This is a genomic window from Acidobacteriota bacterium, from assembly GCA_012517875.1.
Lineage (GTDB): Bacteria > Acidobacteriota > JAAYUB01 > JAAYUB01 > JAAYUB01 > JAAYUB01.
Genome location: JAAYUB010000027.1, coordinates 1 through 15,883, shown reverse-complemented (window position 1 = coordinate 15,883; position 15,883 = coordinate 1). Strand labels below are relative to the sequence as shown.

Annotated in this window: 15 protein-coding genes; 9 read left to right on the top strand and 6 right to left on the bottom strand. The window is 67.1% G+C overall.

The annotated features are described in order from the left end of the window. Positions 1-354: 354 nt before the first annotated feature. The 3 genes from GX414_04200 to GX414_04190 form a co-directional block, all read right to left on the bottom strand. Positions 355-1,302: a ribokinase gene (locus GX414_04200; protein NLI46289.1), complete on the bottom strand. Its 948-nt coding sequence runs from the start codon at positions 1,300-1,302 to the stop codon at positions 355-357. Positions 1,303-1,766: 464 nt separating this feature from the next. Further along, the gene (locus tag GX414_04195) at positions 1,767-2,423 is read right to left on the bottom strand and encodes a hypothetical protein (GenBank protein NLI46288.1); all 657 of its coding nucleotides are present in this window, start codon (positions 2,421-2,423) and stop codon (positions 1,767-1,769) included. A 13-nt stretch (positions 2,424-2,436) separates the two neighbouring features. Beyond that, positions 2,437-3,360, bottom strand: coding sequence for an ROK family protein (locus GX414_04190; GenBank protein NLI46287.1), 924 nt, complete (start codon positions 3,358-3,360; stop codon positions 2,437-2,439). A gap of 486 nt (positions 3,361-3,846) precedes the next feature. On the opposite strand from GX414_04190, the gene GX414_04185 reads away from it, so the two are divergent. The 7 genes from GX414_04185 (at position 3,847) to GX414_04155 (ending at position 8,663) form a co-directional block, all read left to right on the top strand. Then, positions 3,847-4,578: a hypothetical protein gene (locus GX414_04185; GenBank protein ID NLI46286.1), complete on the top strand. Its 732-nt coding sequence runs from the start codon at positions 3,847-3,849 to the stop codon at positions 4,576-4,578. A 21-nt stretch (positions 4,579-4,599) separates the two neighbouring features. Next, on the top strand, positions 4,600-5,067 hold the full coding sequence (locus GX414_04180) for an ester cyclase (GenBank protein ID NLI46285.1): 468 nt from the start codon (positions 4,600-4,602) through the stop codon (positions 5,065-5,067). A gap of 20 nt (positions 5,068-5,087) precedes the next feature. Next, entirely contained in the window at positions 5,088-5,561 is a 474-nt protein-coding gene (locus tag GX414_04175) for a hypothetical protein (protein ID NLI46284.1), read from the top strand. 375 nt (positions 5,562-5,936) lie between these two features. Then, a complete protein-coding gene (locus tag GX414_04170; protein NLI46283.1) occupies positions 5,937-6,314 on the top strand; it encodes a hypothetical protein in 378 nt (125 codons plus the stop codon). Positions 6,315-6,437: 123 nt separating this feature from the next. Beyond that, complete coding sequence (locus GX414_04165; GenBank protein ID NLI46282.1) at positions 6,438-7,040, top strand: TIGR00730 family Rossman fold protein; 603 nt, start codon at positions 6,438-6,440, stop codon at positions 7,038-7,040. Between the two features lie 33 nt (positions 7,041-7,073). Next, positions 7,074-7,739 (top strand): trimeric intracellular cation channel family protein, encoded by a 666-nt coding sequence (locus tag GX414_04160; protein NLI46281.1) that lies wholly within the window; start codon positions 7,074-7,076, stop codon positions 7,737-7,739. 153 nt (positions 7,740-7,892) lie between these two features. Continuing rightward, entirely contained in the window at positions 7,893-8,663 is a 771-nt protein-coding gene (locus GX414_04155; protein ID NLI46280.1) for a TIR domain-containing protein, read from the top strand. Between the two features lie 4 nt (positions 8,664-8,667). Here GX414_04155 and GX414_04150 read toward each other — a convergent pair whose 3' ends face one another. Continuing rightward, a complete protein-coding gene (locus tag GX414_04150; protein NLI46279.1) occupies positions 8,668-9,666 on the bottom strand; it encodes a WD40 repeat domain-containing protein in 999 nt (332 codons plus the stop codon). Between the two features lie 219 nt (positions 9,667-9,885). Then, positions 9,886-11,202 (bottom strand): hypothetical protein, encoded by a 1,317-nt coding sequence (locus tag GX414_04145; protein NLI46278.1) that lies wholly within the window; start codon positions 11,200-11,202, stop codon positions 9,886-9,888. Positions 11,203-11,569: 367 nt separating this feature from the next. Here GX414_04145 and GX414_04140 point away from each other — a divergent pair, with 367 nt between their 5' ends. Beyond that, positions 11,570-13,891, top strand: coding sequence for a hypothetical protein (locus GX414_04140; GenBank protein ID NLI46277.1), 2,322 nt, complete (start codon positions 11,570-11,572; stop codon positions 13,889-13,891). Positions 13,892-13,912: 21 nt separating this feature from the next. On the opposite strand, the gene GX414_04135 is transcribed toward GX414_04140, so the two are convergent. After that, a complete protein-coding gene (locus GX414_04135; protein NLI46276.1) occupies positions 13,913-14,596 on the bottom strand; it encodes a flavin reductase family protein in 684 nt (227 codons plus the stop codon). A gap of 371 nt (positions 14,597-14,967) precedes the next feature. Between GX414_04135 and GX414_04130 the strand changes: the two genes are divergently transcribed. Continuing rightward, on the top strand, positions 14,968-15,732 hold the full coding sequence (locus GX414_04130) for a protein-L-isoaspartate(D-aspartate) O-methyltransferase (GenBank protein ID NLI46275.1): 765 nt from the start codon (positions 14,968-14,970) through the stop codon (positions 15,730-15,732). Positions 15,733-15,883 lie beyond the last annotated feature (151 nt).

The following is a 15,883-nucleotide window of genomic DNA, read 5'->3' as shown; positions in this document are numbered from 1 at the left end:
GCGCCGGATACTTCCCCGGATTGACCGATCCCGCCGGGAGGAACAATCTTTGTGTAGAGGTCACGCCTCATGGCACACACCGTTCTCTTCCGCGGCGCGATCAGTGTATACTCGTTTCGACACTTTCAACATACCAGGCACAGAGATCACAAAGTACTTATTTTGCTTATCATTTGTCATTTATTGGTGCATGCGGGTCTATTTGAGATTGATGAAGCGGAAGGCTCTCTTTGCCAGATCGTTCCCACACTCCAACTCTCATCTCAACTCGCAACCATCAACCATCAACCATCAACAAGCACCCCAGCCCCAGCCATTCTTTGTGCCCTTCGTGCCTGTGTGGTGAACACTTTGTCACGCATCCATGAACGCGATGACGGCGGCGGCGGGGCGGAAGCCGCCGCGGGCGCCCGGCGCCGTGCAGTTGAGCGCGGCGGCGGCGTTGGCGAAGCGGAGCATCCGCCCCAGGGGCCAGCCCTGGAGCAGGGCGTAGACGAAGGCGCCGTGGAAGACGTCGCCGGCGCCGGTGCTGTCGACGCACCGGACCGCGTAGCCGGGCACCTCGAAGTACTCGCCGCGCCAGACGCCGGCCACCCCGCGGGCACCCCGCGTCGCGGCCACGAGCCCCGGGCAGAGAACCGCCACGCCGCGGAGCGCCCGCTCCAGGTCCGCCTCGCCGGTGAGCGCGTGGGGGAAGCTCTCCGAGGAGATGCAGCAGTCGATGTGGGGCAGGATCTCGCGGGAGCGGGGCCGCACCTTGTCGATGTCGAGCACCGTCAGGATGCCCCGGGCTTGCGCCGTGCGGGTGCACTCCACGGCCATCGCCTCGTCGTGCCCGTCGAGATGGAGCACCGGCGCGGCGCAGTATTCCTCGGGTCGGAGCTCGCCGGGGCGGAAGTCGAGGCGCTCCGAGCGTTGCCAAAAAATGGTGCGCTCGCCGGTGGCGGCATCCACCACGATGAAGGCGGACTGATTCGGCGTGTCCGGCTCCACGCGGACACAGGTCGTATCCAGTCCGCCGGCGGCAAGGCTCTCGAGCTGGATGCGGCCGAAGGCGTCATCGCCCACCTTGCCGATGTAGCGGACCCGCGCCAGTCCGAGAGTGCGCGCCGCCAGCATGGCCGTGGCCACCTGTCCGCCGGGGAGCACGCGCTCGTCGCGGAACGCCACCTTGCCGCCGAGAGCCGGGAAGCGGTCCACGGTGATGATCCGGTCTACGGCGTTCAGACCGATCCCCACGGCGTCGAACGCCGCCCCGTCCATCTTTGGAATCGGGATGTGGATGTTGTTCAGGTCCATCATCTGTTCACAGGTTTACAGGTTCGCAGGTTCACAGGTTCACAGGTTCGCAGGTTCACAGGTTCACAGGTTCGCAGGTTGCAGGTTGATCGTTGATGGTTGATCGTTCGTGCTCGTAATTCGTAATCGTACTCGTCATCGTGCTCGGTACTCGTTCACGCCATGCGGAATTCGGACATCGGGGATTGGCCCTGGGTTCTGGGTTCTGGGTTCTGGGCCTTGGGTTCTGGATCCTTGTTCCTGGTTCCTATAGCTAACTCCCAGGTCCCAAATCCCAGATCCCAGGTCCCAGATCCCAGGTCCCAGATCCCGTGAGCAGCAAGTACGGGCTCGACTTCAAATAGCAAATAAACGCAAACAGCAATAACCATTAAAAGAAAAATGACAAATACAAGATGATCGATGAAAACTGATTGATCCCTTCATGTCCTCTGTGCCTTCGTGGTGCATCCGGCCGCACCCGCCTTTCAGTCGAAGACGCGCACCGGACCTACCGTGAGGCCGAGGATGCTGCCGGTGAGACCGGCCAGGTAAGCCGCTGAGTCGACACCGGCGGCACGCGGTTCATAGACCACGAGGAGCGCCTCGCGGTGTTCGGCGTGAAGCACCACCCGGTGGTCGTCGGTGATGTGCGTGCCGAAGGGGCCCGCGCGGTCGGCGAGCACCGGCTTGCCGTCCAGGTCCAACTCGCCCTTGAAACCGGTCACCGTCTCGCCGGCGGCACCGCGCCGCAGCAGCAGCGGCGGATGCACCGTGTCGGGGCGCATGACGCAGGCCGGGCATAGCGTATCGATGGAGACCAGGTTGTTGAAGTCCACCAGCGGCTGGATCCGCGGCAGCGGGTCGCCCTTGAGCACGCGCCGCACCAGCGCCTCGGACGAGGGCCGGTAACGCGACGGGCTCGTGCCCGCCGCCTTGAACAACTCGCGGAGCGCCGCCAACGCCGGGTCGGCAGCCGGGTCGCCGCCGGCGAAGCGCCGCCGCAGCGCCGTCTCGGCCGCGGCGAGACGGGCGTCGAGGACGGCCGCGTCGAAGGCGTCCACGAGGGCCAGGTCGGCGAACACCAACCGCCAACCGGGCAGTTCCAGGCGGCACGCGAAATCCGGATCGCTCGCACGGGTCATGGAGCCGCCTCCTTCAGGGCTGGTCAGGCAGGCAGGCGGCGCCCAGCGCCACCGCGTCGCCGCCCAGCACCGCTTGGGTCAGAGGGATGGTGTGGAGGATTCCCCGCAGCCGCTGCGCCACCAGGAACTCCCGGACCGAGTCGGCCACCTGGGGCAGCTCGTGGATGACGGTGCCGCCCAGCAGCACCATCTCCGGATCGAACAGCGTGACCAGGTTGGTGACCAGCACCCGCAGGGCGAGAATCGCCTTGTCCCAGATCGCGCGGGCCACCGGGTCGCCGTCGCTCATGGCCCGCCACACGCCGGTGAGATTTTTGGCCTCCTCGGCGCAGAGCCGCGACTTCGGGTGCGTGCGGCAGGCCCGGACGACCGACTCGCTGATGAAGCGGCCGCCGGCGTACGCCTCGAAGCAGCCCCGCCGGCCGCACCCGCACATCCGGCCGCCCGGGATGAAGAGCGTGTGACCGGCCTCGGCGGCGATGCCCCGCGCGCCGCGCAGCAGGTGGCCGTGGGTGATGATTCCGGCGCCGATCCCCGTGCCGATGAACAGCCCCACGACGTGCTGCACGCCCCTGGCGGCGCCGAGCCGCGCCTCGCCCAGCACGCCGCAGTTCACGTCGTTGTCGATGTGGACGGGCAGGCCCAGATCCCGCTGCAGCCGCTCGCCCAGCGGGAAGTTCTCCACCTGCAGGTTGGGTGCGTAGTGGATGTGCCCGGTGGCGTGGTCCACGAACGCAGCGATGCCGATGCAGGCGGCGGCGGGCCGCTCCGGGCTCTCCCCGGTCAGCTTCTGGATCAGGTTCCGGATATCCGCGTAGAGTTTGTCGGGATCCTTCACCGCACTCTTCTGCCGGACACGGTGCAGAACCCGGCCGGACTCCGTGCACAGCAGCCCCACCGTCTTGGTGGCTCCCACATCCAGGCCGATTCGGACCATGGCGCCTCACCTCCGGACAGTCGTTGCGGCGGGGAACACCTCCATTGTAGCCGCCCCCGGTCCCGCCGGGCAACGATTTCCTGCCGGGTTCGGACCGATCCACCACAAAGTCACCAAGGGCACGAAGGGATCACTCGGTTCCCATTGATCATTTTCATTGATCATTTGTCACTGGTCAATTCAGAGGGTGAATAGAAGAAATAGGTGAATAGGTGAATGGGTGAATGGGTGAATCGGGAGAATTGAGACGGGAACATTTAGCCGCAAAGTAAAACCCGAACCCTGAACCCCGAGCCCCGAATTCCGATGTCCGATGATCGGGAACGGCCTCGAGTCTCGAGCCACGATTACAATCACGATTACAATCACGATTACGATCACGATTACGAGTACGATTTTCGAGCACGCATTCTCACTCCTCACTCCTCACTATTAAATCCCCAGTGTATACTAGGCCCGCTATCGACGGCCCACGCGTGAGGTGACATGACCCAAGCGGATGTTGACAATGCCGGCGCCGGTCCGGAGCCGACGCCCTCCACAGCCTTTGAGCGCCTGCCGCGCGCAGGTGCCAAGCCCAGCGAACAGTTGACCTGCGTGTTTCTTCTCGGCGCCCCGCTCGTCCTGTTCGGCGCTGCCATCATCATCCTCTTCGTTTTCATGCCGAAAGGCGAAGACGACCTCTGGATCATGGCGGTGGTGGGCGGCATGTTCGGTGGCGTGGGTCTGCTGCTCCTGATCGCCGGTCTCAAGGGCTGGCGGAGCCGGAAGATCCCATGGACCGAACTCAGCATCTCGCCCGGTGCGACCCTGCGCCCCGGTCAGACCGCCCGGCTGCGGCTGCGCCAGCCCGGACCGGTGGCACTGCAAAAACTCACGGTCACACTGGTCGGCGAGCGGGTGTACCGCCGCCGGGTGAGCGTCAAGTCGCACTCCACCGTCGAGGATCAGGAACAGCTTTGCGGACGCCCCGTCCTCGAGATCCGGGACACCCGTGTCCGCGAGGGCAAGGCGCTGGAACGCGAACGCAACTTCACCATCCCCGACGACGCCCGACCCTCCGGCCCCACCCATCCCGACGGCCACATCCGCTGGCGGCTGGATGTCGTGGGTCAGGCCGGCTACATGCGGGGATTCCGTCACCCGTTCGAACTGACGGTCTCGGCGCACGGCAAAGGACGGGACGGCGCGCCGTCGCCGGAAACCGAACACGTCTGAAAGTCCAAAGGAGAAAACCGAATGCCTTTGACGAACCCATCGCTGTCTCCTGAGTACGCCGCCCTGGCGGCGGTGGCCACCGACTGGATGGAACGGGTGTGGCGGCGACGCGACCTGGCAGCTATCAGCGAGCTGCACGCGCCCGACTTCTGTGACCGCTCGCCCGCCGGCCGCGATCCGGGGCTGGCCGCCTACGCGGCGGGCGTGGCTGAACTGTTCGCCGCCTTTCCCGACTTCGAGGCGACCACCGACGACCTGGTGGTGGACACCCGTACCGACACGGTGGCCATCCGGTGGACGGCCGTTGCCACTCACCTCGGCCTGTTCCTCGGCGCGGCGCCCACCGGCTGCCGGATCACCTTCCGCGGCATCGAGATCCTCCGTATCGTCGGCGGACGGATCACCGAACGCTGGGGCGAGTGGGACGGCCTCGACCTGCTGGATCAGCTCGGCGCCGCCGGTCCATCCGCATCAGGAGGCACACCATGACCCCATCCCGTCGGCATCTGATGTTGAACTTGATCGTTCTGGTCTGCTTCCTGGCGTCGGCCGCCGCGGCGCTGCAGACGCTGGCCGGCACAACGAGCACGACCGGTTTGATCACCCTGATCGCCGGGGCGTTCGGCGCCGGCGCATCTCTGACTGCCACTCTGCAGGCCTATCGCGCCCAGCGGACCACGGAACAGCCTCGCCCGGCGGCCGTCGGGCGCTACCACCTGCTGTTCTACACCACCGTCGAGAACTACGTGGAACGCCGCGCACCGTTCCGGGACGCCCACCTGGCTCTGGCGCAAGCAGCCCACGCCCGGGGCGAGCTCGTCATGGCCGGCGCCTTCGCCGAACCCGCCGACGGCGCCGTGCTGGTGTTCCGCGGCGACTCGCCCCGCGTGGCCGAGGCGTTCGCCGAAAGCGACCCGTACGTGCAGAACGGCCTCATCGCCCAATGGCGCGTGCGCCCCTGGACCGTGGTCATCGGCGGATAGAGCGCTGCCCGACCCGCCACTATGCAGCAAAGACTGCGCCGTGCTGATGGCGGCGTGAGCAGAGCGACCAGACGCGCAAACTGGGGTTGCTTATCTTGTGCTGCTACGCCTCCACCCCAGGACCGACCGGCTCCACAGCCACAGCGAACCCGACCCGACGCCGGCGACCGAGGGCGTGGCGGTGTCCCAGCGGCGCTGAGCCTCCCGCTCGGCCGGACCGGGAACATCCGATCCCCGGTGGGCGTACATCCGTGTGTGTGGTGCATGCTCTCGTCGGCTTGCCCGATGACAGTACCGCACCGGTCCTCCGGCCGGATCCGGGATGTCGCGGGTTCCGGACTCGGGGGGAATCAACCGACTTGGAGGAACATCGCCATGACATTCGCCCGATGGGTGTTCCGGATCGCCGGAATTTTCGGGATTCTCGCCGTGGCGCCGATGTACTTCATGGAACACCGCTTGGCCCCCGGTCTGGAGTACCCCGTCTATTTTTACGGTTTTGTCGGCATCAATCTCGTCTGGCAGATTCTTTACCTCGTCCTGGCTTCCGACCCGGCCCGCTACCACCCCATCATGCTCCCGGCTTTCCTGGTCAAAACCCTGAGCTTCGTCAGCATCGCCTGGCTGTTCGCCGCCAGGCGGACGGATTTCGGCATGGTGCCACCCGCCGGCGTGGACCTGGTTCTTGCCATCCTCTTTCTCGCGGCCTGGTGGGCCACCCGACCGAAGCCGACTCCGGAATCGCCCGCCTAGAAATCGGGGGGCGTCGTCACGCCTTCCGCGGTCGCCGGTGCCAGGGGGCTTGTATCCGCTTTGCCGGAGTCATATAGTGAGTCGGTCCGGCTCGCAAAAGCGGCCGGCGAGCGGGGCTGAATCATGGATCAAACGGAAAACCGAGCACCCGTCTGTGTCTACTGTGCCTCGAGCCCGGCGGCCGACGCCGCCTACCGCGACGCCGCGTACCGCCTGGGCGTGGCGCTGGCCGACCGCGGCTTCCCCGTCATTTACGGCGGCGGCGGGGCGGGTTCCATGGGCGCGCTCGCCGACGGCGTGCTGTCACGCGGCGGCCGCATCACCGGCGTGCTGCCGCGGTTCATGGCCGACCTGGAGTGGGGGCACCCCGGCCTCACGGAACTCCGCCTGGTGGAGGACATGCGGGTCCGCAAGCACCTGATGCTGGCCGAAAGCGCCGCCGCCGTGGCGCTGCCGGGCGGCTGCGGCACGCTGGAGGAGCTGCTTGAGGCCATCACGCTCAAGCGGCTGGGGCTCTACCTGAACCCGATCATCCTGGTCAACACCCGGAATTTCTTCGAGCCGCTGATCCAGCTCCTGGACCAGGCCATCGCCGAGCGGTTCATGGACGAGCGCCACCGGGCCATGTGGCAGGTGGTCGCCGAGCCGGAGGCGGTGCCCGACGCCATCCGCGCGGCGCCTCCCTGGAGCGAGGATGTGCGGCGCTTCGCCGTACGCGGCCGCTGACGCGCCGGCCGACCGCCGCGCCCGCGTTCCCCGATGGACGGCGGCCGCCTTCCTGTATTATCATCTCAGCCGATGTTCCAGCAACCCGCGACCCTGCTCCATGTGCTCGACCTCATGGGAGTGGCCGTGTTCGCCGCGAGCGGCGCCCTGTCGGCCGGCCGCAAGGGGCTGGACCTGCTGGGCGTGCTGGTGATCGCCGTGGTCACCGCCATCGGCGGCGGCACGCTGCGCGACATCCTCCTGGACCGCCACCCTATTTTCTGGATCGCTGACCCGGTGTACCTGGTGGTGATCGCCGTCGCCGCGCTGGGCACGCTCCTGTACGTCCGCCACCGCCAGCCGCCCGGCCGGGCGCTGGCGATCGCCGACGCCCTGGGGCTGGCCCTGTTCACCATGACGGGCACCCGCATCGCCGAGGCCGCCCACGTGGCACCGCTCATCGCCGTGGCCATGGGCACCATGACCGGCGTGGCCGGCGGCATGGTGCGCGACGTGCTGAGCGCCGAGATCCCGCTGATCCTGCGCCGTGACATCTACGCCACCGCGGCCATCGCCGGCTCGACGGTCTACGTGGCGCTCCAGGCGGCGGGCGGCGGCCGGGACGCCGCCGCGCTGATCGGACTGGCCGTGGTGGTGCTGCTCCGGCTGCTGGCCATCGTCTGGGGGTTGCGCCTGCCGGTGTTCCGGATTGAGGAGTAGCAGGTAGTCGATGACGATGACGACGGCGAGAACGAGTACGCCGATGATTGTGGGCCTGAATCTTCGAACCTGTGAACCTGTAAACCTGCGAACGCTGGATCGATCGGGAGCGAGCCTTGAGCCTCCAGCCGCGAGCCTCGCCGAAGGATGCCCATGAGCGTCGTCTTCATCACCTACGCCCCGGACGGCGAGGAGCTGGCCCGGACCCTGGCGCGGGGGCTGGAGATCCACGGATTCCACACCTGGTACCGCTGGCGCGACGGCTGCCACGGTCCCTCGCTGGCGGGGCAGAACGAGCGGCGCCTGGCCGAGTGTGCAGTGGTGCTGGCGGTCGTCACGCCCGCCGCCTGGGGACGGTGGGCCACGCACTGGTTCCACGGCGACATCCAGGCGATCAGGGAAACCGGGAAACCGCTGCTGCCCGTGCTGAGGCACCTGAACACGGCCGCCTTGCGCCGCCAAGCCGACGGGACAGCCCGGACGCTCGCGGCCGCTGACCCCCTGGAGCTGCCGCCCGACGATCCGTGGGACGCAATCCCGCGGATCGACGACCGGCTGACAGCGTGCGGCGCCCCACGCCGCCGGCGCACCCAATGGCCGCCCGAGATCGCCGCCTTGATTCAGAAGTACCGTCTGCCGGCGGTGGACTTGCGGTTGCCGAACGCCGCCGATCCGGATTGCGCCTGCCACCTGGATCGCGCTTCGGCCGAAAAGTACACCGCCCTCCCCATCGAATGCACCGGCGCAACCATTGTCGCCCTAGGCGACCCGGCGTGGGCGCCGGAGGTGGCAGCTGCCGGCAAATTTGGCATGTTCGAGATGGAGCCGGTCATCGCCGATCCGGCGGCGATCCGGGCACTCATCCCCTGGTGCTACGGTGACGGGACAGATGGTCCGCGTCCGACCCAACCTGACGGGACCTGACGGATCAGAATCTCACGTGATGGATCCGCGGGCGCTCCTCGTCCCGGATGCCGGTGACGACGGCCGCGTTGCGGCCGTCCCCCCCAAACCGGCCGTCCAGGACCAGGCCGTCGTACGCCTGTTCGATCCGGAGTTCGCCGCTGGCGGCGTCCCACACTTTCAGGCCGCCGTCGCAGCTGCCGGACAGAAGCGACCGCCCGTCAGGCGAGAACAGGACGAGGCTGACGATCCCGCCGTGCGCCTCCTGCTCGACCAGCCGGGCCCGCCGTTCGAGATCCCAGACGCTGACCTTGCCGAACTCGTCCCCCGTGGCCAGCCGCTGGCCGTCCGGGGAAAAGCTGATGGCTCGGCTGGCGTCCCAGGGCAGGGTGTTGACCCGCTCCCCGGTGTTCACGTCGTAGATCATGGGCGCGCTGTAACCGGAGAATCCCCATCCACCCGAGGCCAGGAAGCGGTTGTCGGAAGAGAACGCCAGCGAGAAGACGCCGCCGATCATGCGGTCGCTCGAAAACGCCGCGACGGGTGGTGCCGCCCACGATTCCCCGATCCGCCAGACGCGCAGCGTGGTGGTGCCGGTTTCGCAGCTGCCGGTGGCCAGCCACCGGCCGTCGGGTGAAACCTCGATCACCACGACGGCCGTGGCGTCCGCTTCCCAGGCACAGAGCGCCCGGCCGGACCCGGCGTCCCAGATCGCGGCCCAGCCGTTGGCGGCGGCCGCGGCAAAGCGCCGGCCGTCGGGGAACCAGACGACCGCCATGATGGAGCCGCCGCGGACGGCCTCCAGAATGTCCGCTCCAGGAGGCGGGGCCCCTTCCCCACAGGCGCCGGCCCGCGGCGCCACCGGGGGATCCTCGTTCCCCGCCGGATCCAACAGGAGGCGGAGGCGCCGGGCGCTTTTCGAGTCCCACTCCGCCAGCACGCCGTTCACGCTGCCGGTGAGCACGCGCCGCCCGTCCGGCGAGAACCTGGCGGCCTGGATCAGATCCGATCCTTCAGCTATCATAGACAAATTATTCGCCTTTTTTTCTAGAAAACAACAACCATATGCGTCAATCAGCCTGAACTTGCGGCGAATGGGAGCTCGGATCTGGATTTTAGGATCCAGGACTCAGAACCCAAATCCAATCCCCCGTGTCCGTCAGTCGTAAACGCGCCCCGAGTTTCGAGCCTTGATTACGATTACGAATACGAATTTCGATTACAATTTACGAACAGAGAGCACCTATTCACCCTTTCCCCCTTGCGCTTCGATCCAATCGCGCTCTGGCAGCAATCCGTGAAACTCGTCCGCGCTCAGCTCCTGGCGGTGGTCGGCGGGCGGGCGGTACTCCTGCCAGCCGTGGACCTGCCAGAAGCCCTGGTAGAACCGGTGGTACAGTTCGTTGAACGCCGCCACCGGCTCCGGCCCCGCCGCCAGGTCCGCTACCACCGCATCCACGTGCGCCGCCTCGACACGGGGATCCGCCGCCTCACCCGCCATCTCCGGCAGCGGCAGACCCACCGCCGCCCTCAGGTGCCGCGCGACGGCGGCGCGAGCACGGCGGGCGGCGGCGGTGATCTTCGTAAACCCGCGTGCAACGGCGGCGACCACCGGCGGTTCCTCGTAGCCGCCGGTCCCCTCGGCGGGGAAAAAGCGTCGCAGGTGCCAGAGCGGCATCACCGCCTCGAGGTAACGGTTGCGCGACGGCAGCAGCGACTGGCCGAAGTCGATCCGAACGTAGCCACCGTCCGCGAGATCGGCGGGGTTGGTGGCGATGAGGTTACCGCTGTGCCGGCCGAACAAGCGACACGTCCACGCCAGCGCCGACTCCCGGCCCAGCTCCTCGGCCACGCGCGCCACCGCCGCCGGGTGCCAGCACTTCCGCCGCAGCTCGGTGAGGGGGTTGCCCGAGATGTCGCGCAGAGATCGGCCGGCCACGGGACGCATGGCGGACCAAGCGGGTCCGGTCCAGAGAATCTCCACGGACGCCAAGCCGAACACGCCGGTCACCATCGCCGCCAGCACTCGTTCCACCGCCATGTCCATCTGCTTGAGGACCAGGCGCTGCCCGGCCACCGCTCCGCCCAAGCGGACGTGGAACGCGCCGGTGGTGGCGCCCATCACGCCGGTCTTGACGTCCTCCCAAGCTACATCGGCCACCGTCTCGGCGAGGTTCACCGGCGCCCGCAGCGACGGACAGAGCTGCGGCAGCACATCGGCCAAGCCGGGGAAGACGGCGTTCAGTTGCGCCGCCACGAGCGTGGGCGCCACCCGGGCCGCCACCGCCCAGACGGATGCGCCGGGCGGGAAGCGGAGCAGCGCCCCGCCGGCGAGGTCGGTGAGCAGAGGCAGATGGCGCGCCTGAAAGGTGTCGGACAGGAATTCGGTCGAGTTGAATGGGATGCCCAGTTCTCCGGCGGCGCCGGCGCGCGCGAACGCAACCATCTCCCGGGCCACCGCGGCCGGGTCGGCGAAGCCGGTCAGGAAGCGACCCACCGCCGCCTCGTCCACAGGGTAGCCCCAGGCGGTGAAGATGCGGCGCAGTTCGGGTGTCAGCACGGCGGCTCCTCCGGTTCCACGGCCGGTGCAGTATAGCGGGAAACAGGCGGCGGCGTCCACCGCCGGGTGGGACCGCGGACGGTCGATCCGGTTTGCCGCCGACTGGATCATTCAGCCACGAGTGGCAGCCAACCTTGACAATCCAAATCTGAACAATACAATCGAAATATATTCATCAGGCGGAATGGGTCCGCTACGGTCGCCGACGCGGTTCAACCCGCGAACCAACGGAAACACGCTCTTGCATGCGCTGTCGGGAACAACGTGCGTGGATGCGGACGGCGGAATGACCGGCGGGGATGACAGAACACGGATCCCGGGAGGCGGCATGATGATTCCGACCAGAAGCCGGAGGCGGAAAAAAGGCTTGGCGGCATACGCAAGACGGACGACCTTGGTCTTCGTCGGGCTGGTCGCCTGCGCGGTTTTTATCGCCGGCCAGGGCGACCCGGCCGAGATCGTCCAGCGGGCGATTCAGACCGACCGCCAACTGGCCGGTTGGACCCCCAAGGATCCTCACGTGGGCGTCACGCCGGCCATGAGCTTTACCCGGGGATACACATACGCCAGCCAGGCGTTGGCCCGGTACGGCGGCACCAACATCCCCCACGTGTATATCGACTTGAAAAAATTCAATGCCGCCGACGAGGCGGAAAAAGAGTATGACCAAAAGGTCCGCAATATTCAGCAACAGCGGCTGGAGATCATCCACGAGAACTTCGGGGTCGGCAGCCGGAGCACCCTGCACAAGCACTTTGAAATCATTCGGCGGGACGGGACACCCAAAGGCCGGCCCGCCTATGAGGTCAACGCGGTCGGAGGCGGGTGGCTGCTGAGAGTGAGCGTGTACAACCGCCTGGACGAATCCGTGGTGGACGACGGCACCGCCGGCCGGACGGCCCGGAGTGTCGCCGAGACCATCTTCGGGCTGATCCAGCCGGCAGCCAGCCCGGACCCGCCCCGGATCCACAGCGCCCGGGTCCGGCTGCAGCATCTCTCCCGAACCCGCGCCGCGCTCCCAGTCATCGCCTACATCCGGTATCCGCAGGCCATGGGAAATCCTCGGCCCGGCGACGTGCTGGTTGCCGTGCGCCTGGGCGACCAGGTCGTCGATTCGGAGCCCGGCGACGCTTCCTTTGTGGTGTCCGAGCGCGAAATCCGGGTGGAGCGCGTGCTGACCACCGAACAAACCGGCCCGATCACCCTCCGGGTGGACCTGCTGGACCGCCGGTTCCACATGCCTTCCAACCGCGCGCTGGCCTACGAAGACCGCTTCCGGATCGAGGTGGACGTGCCGAAGCCGGCGGCCGAAATCAAGGGTGTGTCGGGAAAAGTCTTCGTCATCCGAAAACAGGACGTCGCCCGGAAAGACGGCGACCTGTTCGTGCGGGACAGCACCGCCCCTGCAGCGGACCGGAGCGCCGACGCCGAAGCCATCCACTCGGCCTGGCTGTATGACGGCGACCGGGTGGTGCTGGCCGACACCGGTCAGCGGGTCACCCGGACGGCGGGCGGCGACACCCGGTGGCCAATTCTTTCCAGCGTCGACCTGGAGTGGGAGGGCGGGGTGCGGGGTCGGGCATTCTACCGGCCCGGTCTGTACACGGTGGGCGGTGGGCAGTTCACGGTGGGAGCCACGCGGGGCCTCTCGGGCGAGATCACCAACCGCTGGGGCCGGACGCTGCGTGATTACGGGATCCTCTTCACCCAGGTCCCCAACGAGACCTTCGACGGCTCGTCGAGAGATGCATTCAACAAAGTGCACAAATATCCCAACCCGGTGGAGTGGGTGCTGCGCCGGATCCCGGGCGTGGGCCCGGCCATGGCCAACGCCAAGAAGTATGGCGTGTTCTCCTGGCACGCCGGCGACACGGTGCTCAGCGACATCCAGTACCTGGAGCTGGAGTCGGAGGTGTACGTCCAGCCGGAGGCGGACGCCCGGTTGAAATTCTTCGTGCTCGAGGGGAAGCCGGTGCTGCACGCCGGCCGGGGGGACGCCCGGATGGACCTCCGGTCCGGCCAGGTGGCCACCTGCGCGCCCGCCCAGCCGGCCGTCACGGCGGCCTTCGATCCCGCCCAACTGGAGCGGGTCTGGGAGAACATCCGGTACGTGTCCTGGGATAATGCAGACCGTGAGGAGCCGCAACGCGTGGCGGATGCCACGGACACGGCGGACGACTCGGGCACGGCGGACGCCTCAGACGCGGCGGGCATCTTCGGCGCCGATCGCCCGATGGAGCCCGTCGACCTCGACCAGGCCGCCCGGATCCTGCAGGGGCTCGAGCGGCCGCCGTCCGGACCGGCGGCCGGGATCCCGTCGCTGCAAGCCACAGTGACCAACGTGAAGTTCCACGAGAGCGGGATCGACGCGGCCCCGCCGGAGCAGCGGATCCACGCCACGCGGTTCCCCCGGTCCACGACTCGGCTGGTCTGGTGGGAGATCAACCTCGCCTATCCCGACCCGGGTCGCCGGATCGACTTCTCGGTGGAGTCGCTTCTCTACCGGCCGGACGGTTCGCTCCTCAATCGGCAGGTGCAGAATTATTTCATCCAATCGCCGTGGACCAGCTCGTCCCATTACGCGGGCTGCGGCGGGCTCGAGCCCGGCACCTGGGCGCCCGGCGTCTACCGGGTGGAACTCCACGTGGCCGGCCAGAAAGTGGCCGAAGGTTCCTTCGAGATTTTCTGATCATGGAGAGATCAGGGACGGCTATTTTTCTTCTTCCTTGGCCAATTCCGACACGCGGCCCAGACTCGGCCCGATTCCATAGAATTGGGAACTGCCGGGAGAGAAAACGAACGGCTTCAGTTTACCCATATCGGGAACGCCCTCCACGCTGAGAATGGACGGGGCCGCTTTCACGTCCACGATTTCTCCGATGAACATGGTGTGCGAGCCCACCTCCACCGTCCGGATGACCTTGCATTCCACGACCAGGGGAAACTCCTTGACGAACGGGGCATCCACCCGCGTGCTTTTCACCGGCGTCAGGCCCGTCTTCAGAAACTTGTCCTGACTCTTCCCGGAGACGCGGCCGACGTATGCGGCGTGTCGGGCCAGCGACTCCGAGGCGATGTTCACTGTGAATGCCTTCCGGCCCATGATGTTGCCGTGCGAGTAGGTGGCTTCCCGCAGACAGACCATGACAGATGGCGGGGTCGAGGCGCAGATTCCCACCCACGCGGCCGTCATCAGGTTGGGTTTTCCCTCCTTGTCATACGATCCGATCACCCACACCGGCGTGGGGATAATGGCGGTTTTCGCGCCCAGCGAGACCTTCTCGCTGCCGTCCGCCCCCGCCGGGTTCACGGTCACGCCGTCGTCCGCCGATGCCGCCGGAACGTGAATGCCGCCAGACGCTGCGCCCGCCGTCGGACCGCCGGGCGAAACCATCGCCAAGGCCGTGACAGCCACCGCCAATGCCGCCAGAACCCCGATCGAAGCCAGATGACGGATCATGGAACACCTCCATAAACTAACGCGCGATGTCCATTATTGCCCAAACGCGTTCTGTTCGATGACAAGAAACACACCGGACGGGAGGGGGTTCGGTCGTGGATGCGTCTACGGGCTCGCGGGTTGTGTACAAGATCCGAGGCTCGAACCTCGCGCCTCGATGACAATGACGAACTACGAGCACGAAGGCGTTCGATTCTCTTACCTCCTGTCTCTTCACTGTTCACTGGTCACCGTTCCTCCTCCTGATTGCGCCCCGGCGGACGGCACATTACAATAGAGGCAACAGGCCGCCGAGGAGATCCGCCATGAAGTACCTCCTGCTGTGGACCCTGCTGGTCGCGGGGGCCGGGCTGGCCGTCCTGCTCGCCTGCCGGGCGCCCGGCGCCGCCGGGCCCAACGGCGCTCCCGCCACACCGCCGGAGCCGCCCGACGACGACGGCTTCGCGGCGCTGCGGCGCCGCATGGTGGATGAGCAGATCCGCGCCCGCGGCGTCTGCGACGCGCGGGTGCTCGCCGCCATGCTCGCCGTGCCCCGCCACCGCTTCGTCCCTGAGCCCTACACCGCCGCCGCCTACGAGGACGGGCCGCTCCCCATCGGCAGCGGACAGACCATCTCACAGCCGTACATCGTCGCCTTCATGACCGAGGCGATCCGCCCCCGGCCCGAGCACAAGGTGCTGGAGGTGGGCACCGGCTCCGGTTACCAGGCCGCGGTGCTGGCGGGGCTGGTGGCGGAGGTGTATACCATCGAGCTGCTGCCCGAGCTCGGGCAGAAAGCTGCGGCGCTGCTTGCGGCGCTCCCCTGCCCCAATGTGCAATGCCGCATCGGCGACGGCTACGGCGGCTGGCCCGAGGCGGCGCCGTTTGACGCCATCGTGGTTACGGCGGCTGCGCCGCAGGTGCCGCCACGGCTGGTGGAGCAGCTCAAGCCGGGCGGGGTGATGATCATCCCCGTGGGGGGAACCTCCGCCATCCAGTACCTGCTCCGCGTCACCCGGGAACCGGACGGCCGCACTCGCACCGAGAACCTGATGCCGGTGCGGTTCGTGCCGTTGGTGCCGGGGAAGTAGGACGGGCTTCATTCACCACAAAGATACTCCGTTAGAAGTCAAAAAGATTTTTCAGCATGATGAAAAATCGGGCGCATGATCTCCTTGGCACGAGGGCGTTCGGATTGGTATGATCAGCGCGGAAGGCGGCCGCTCGAACTCCGGTCTCTTT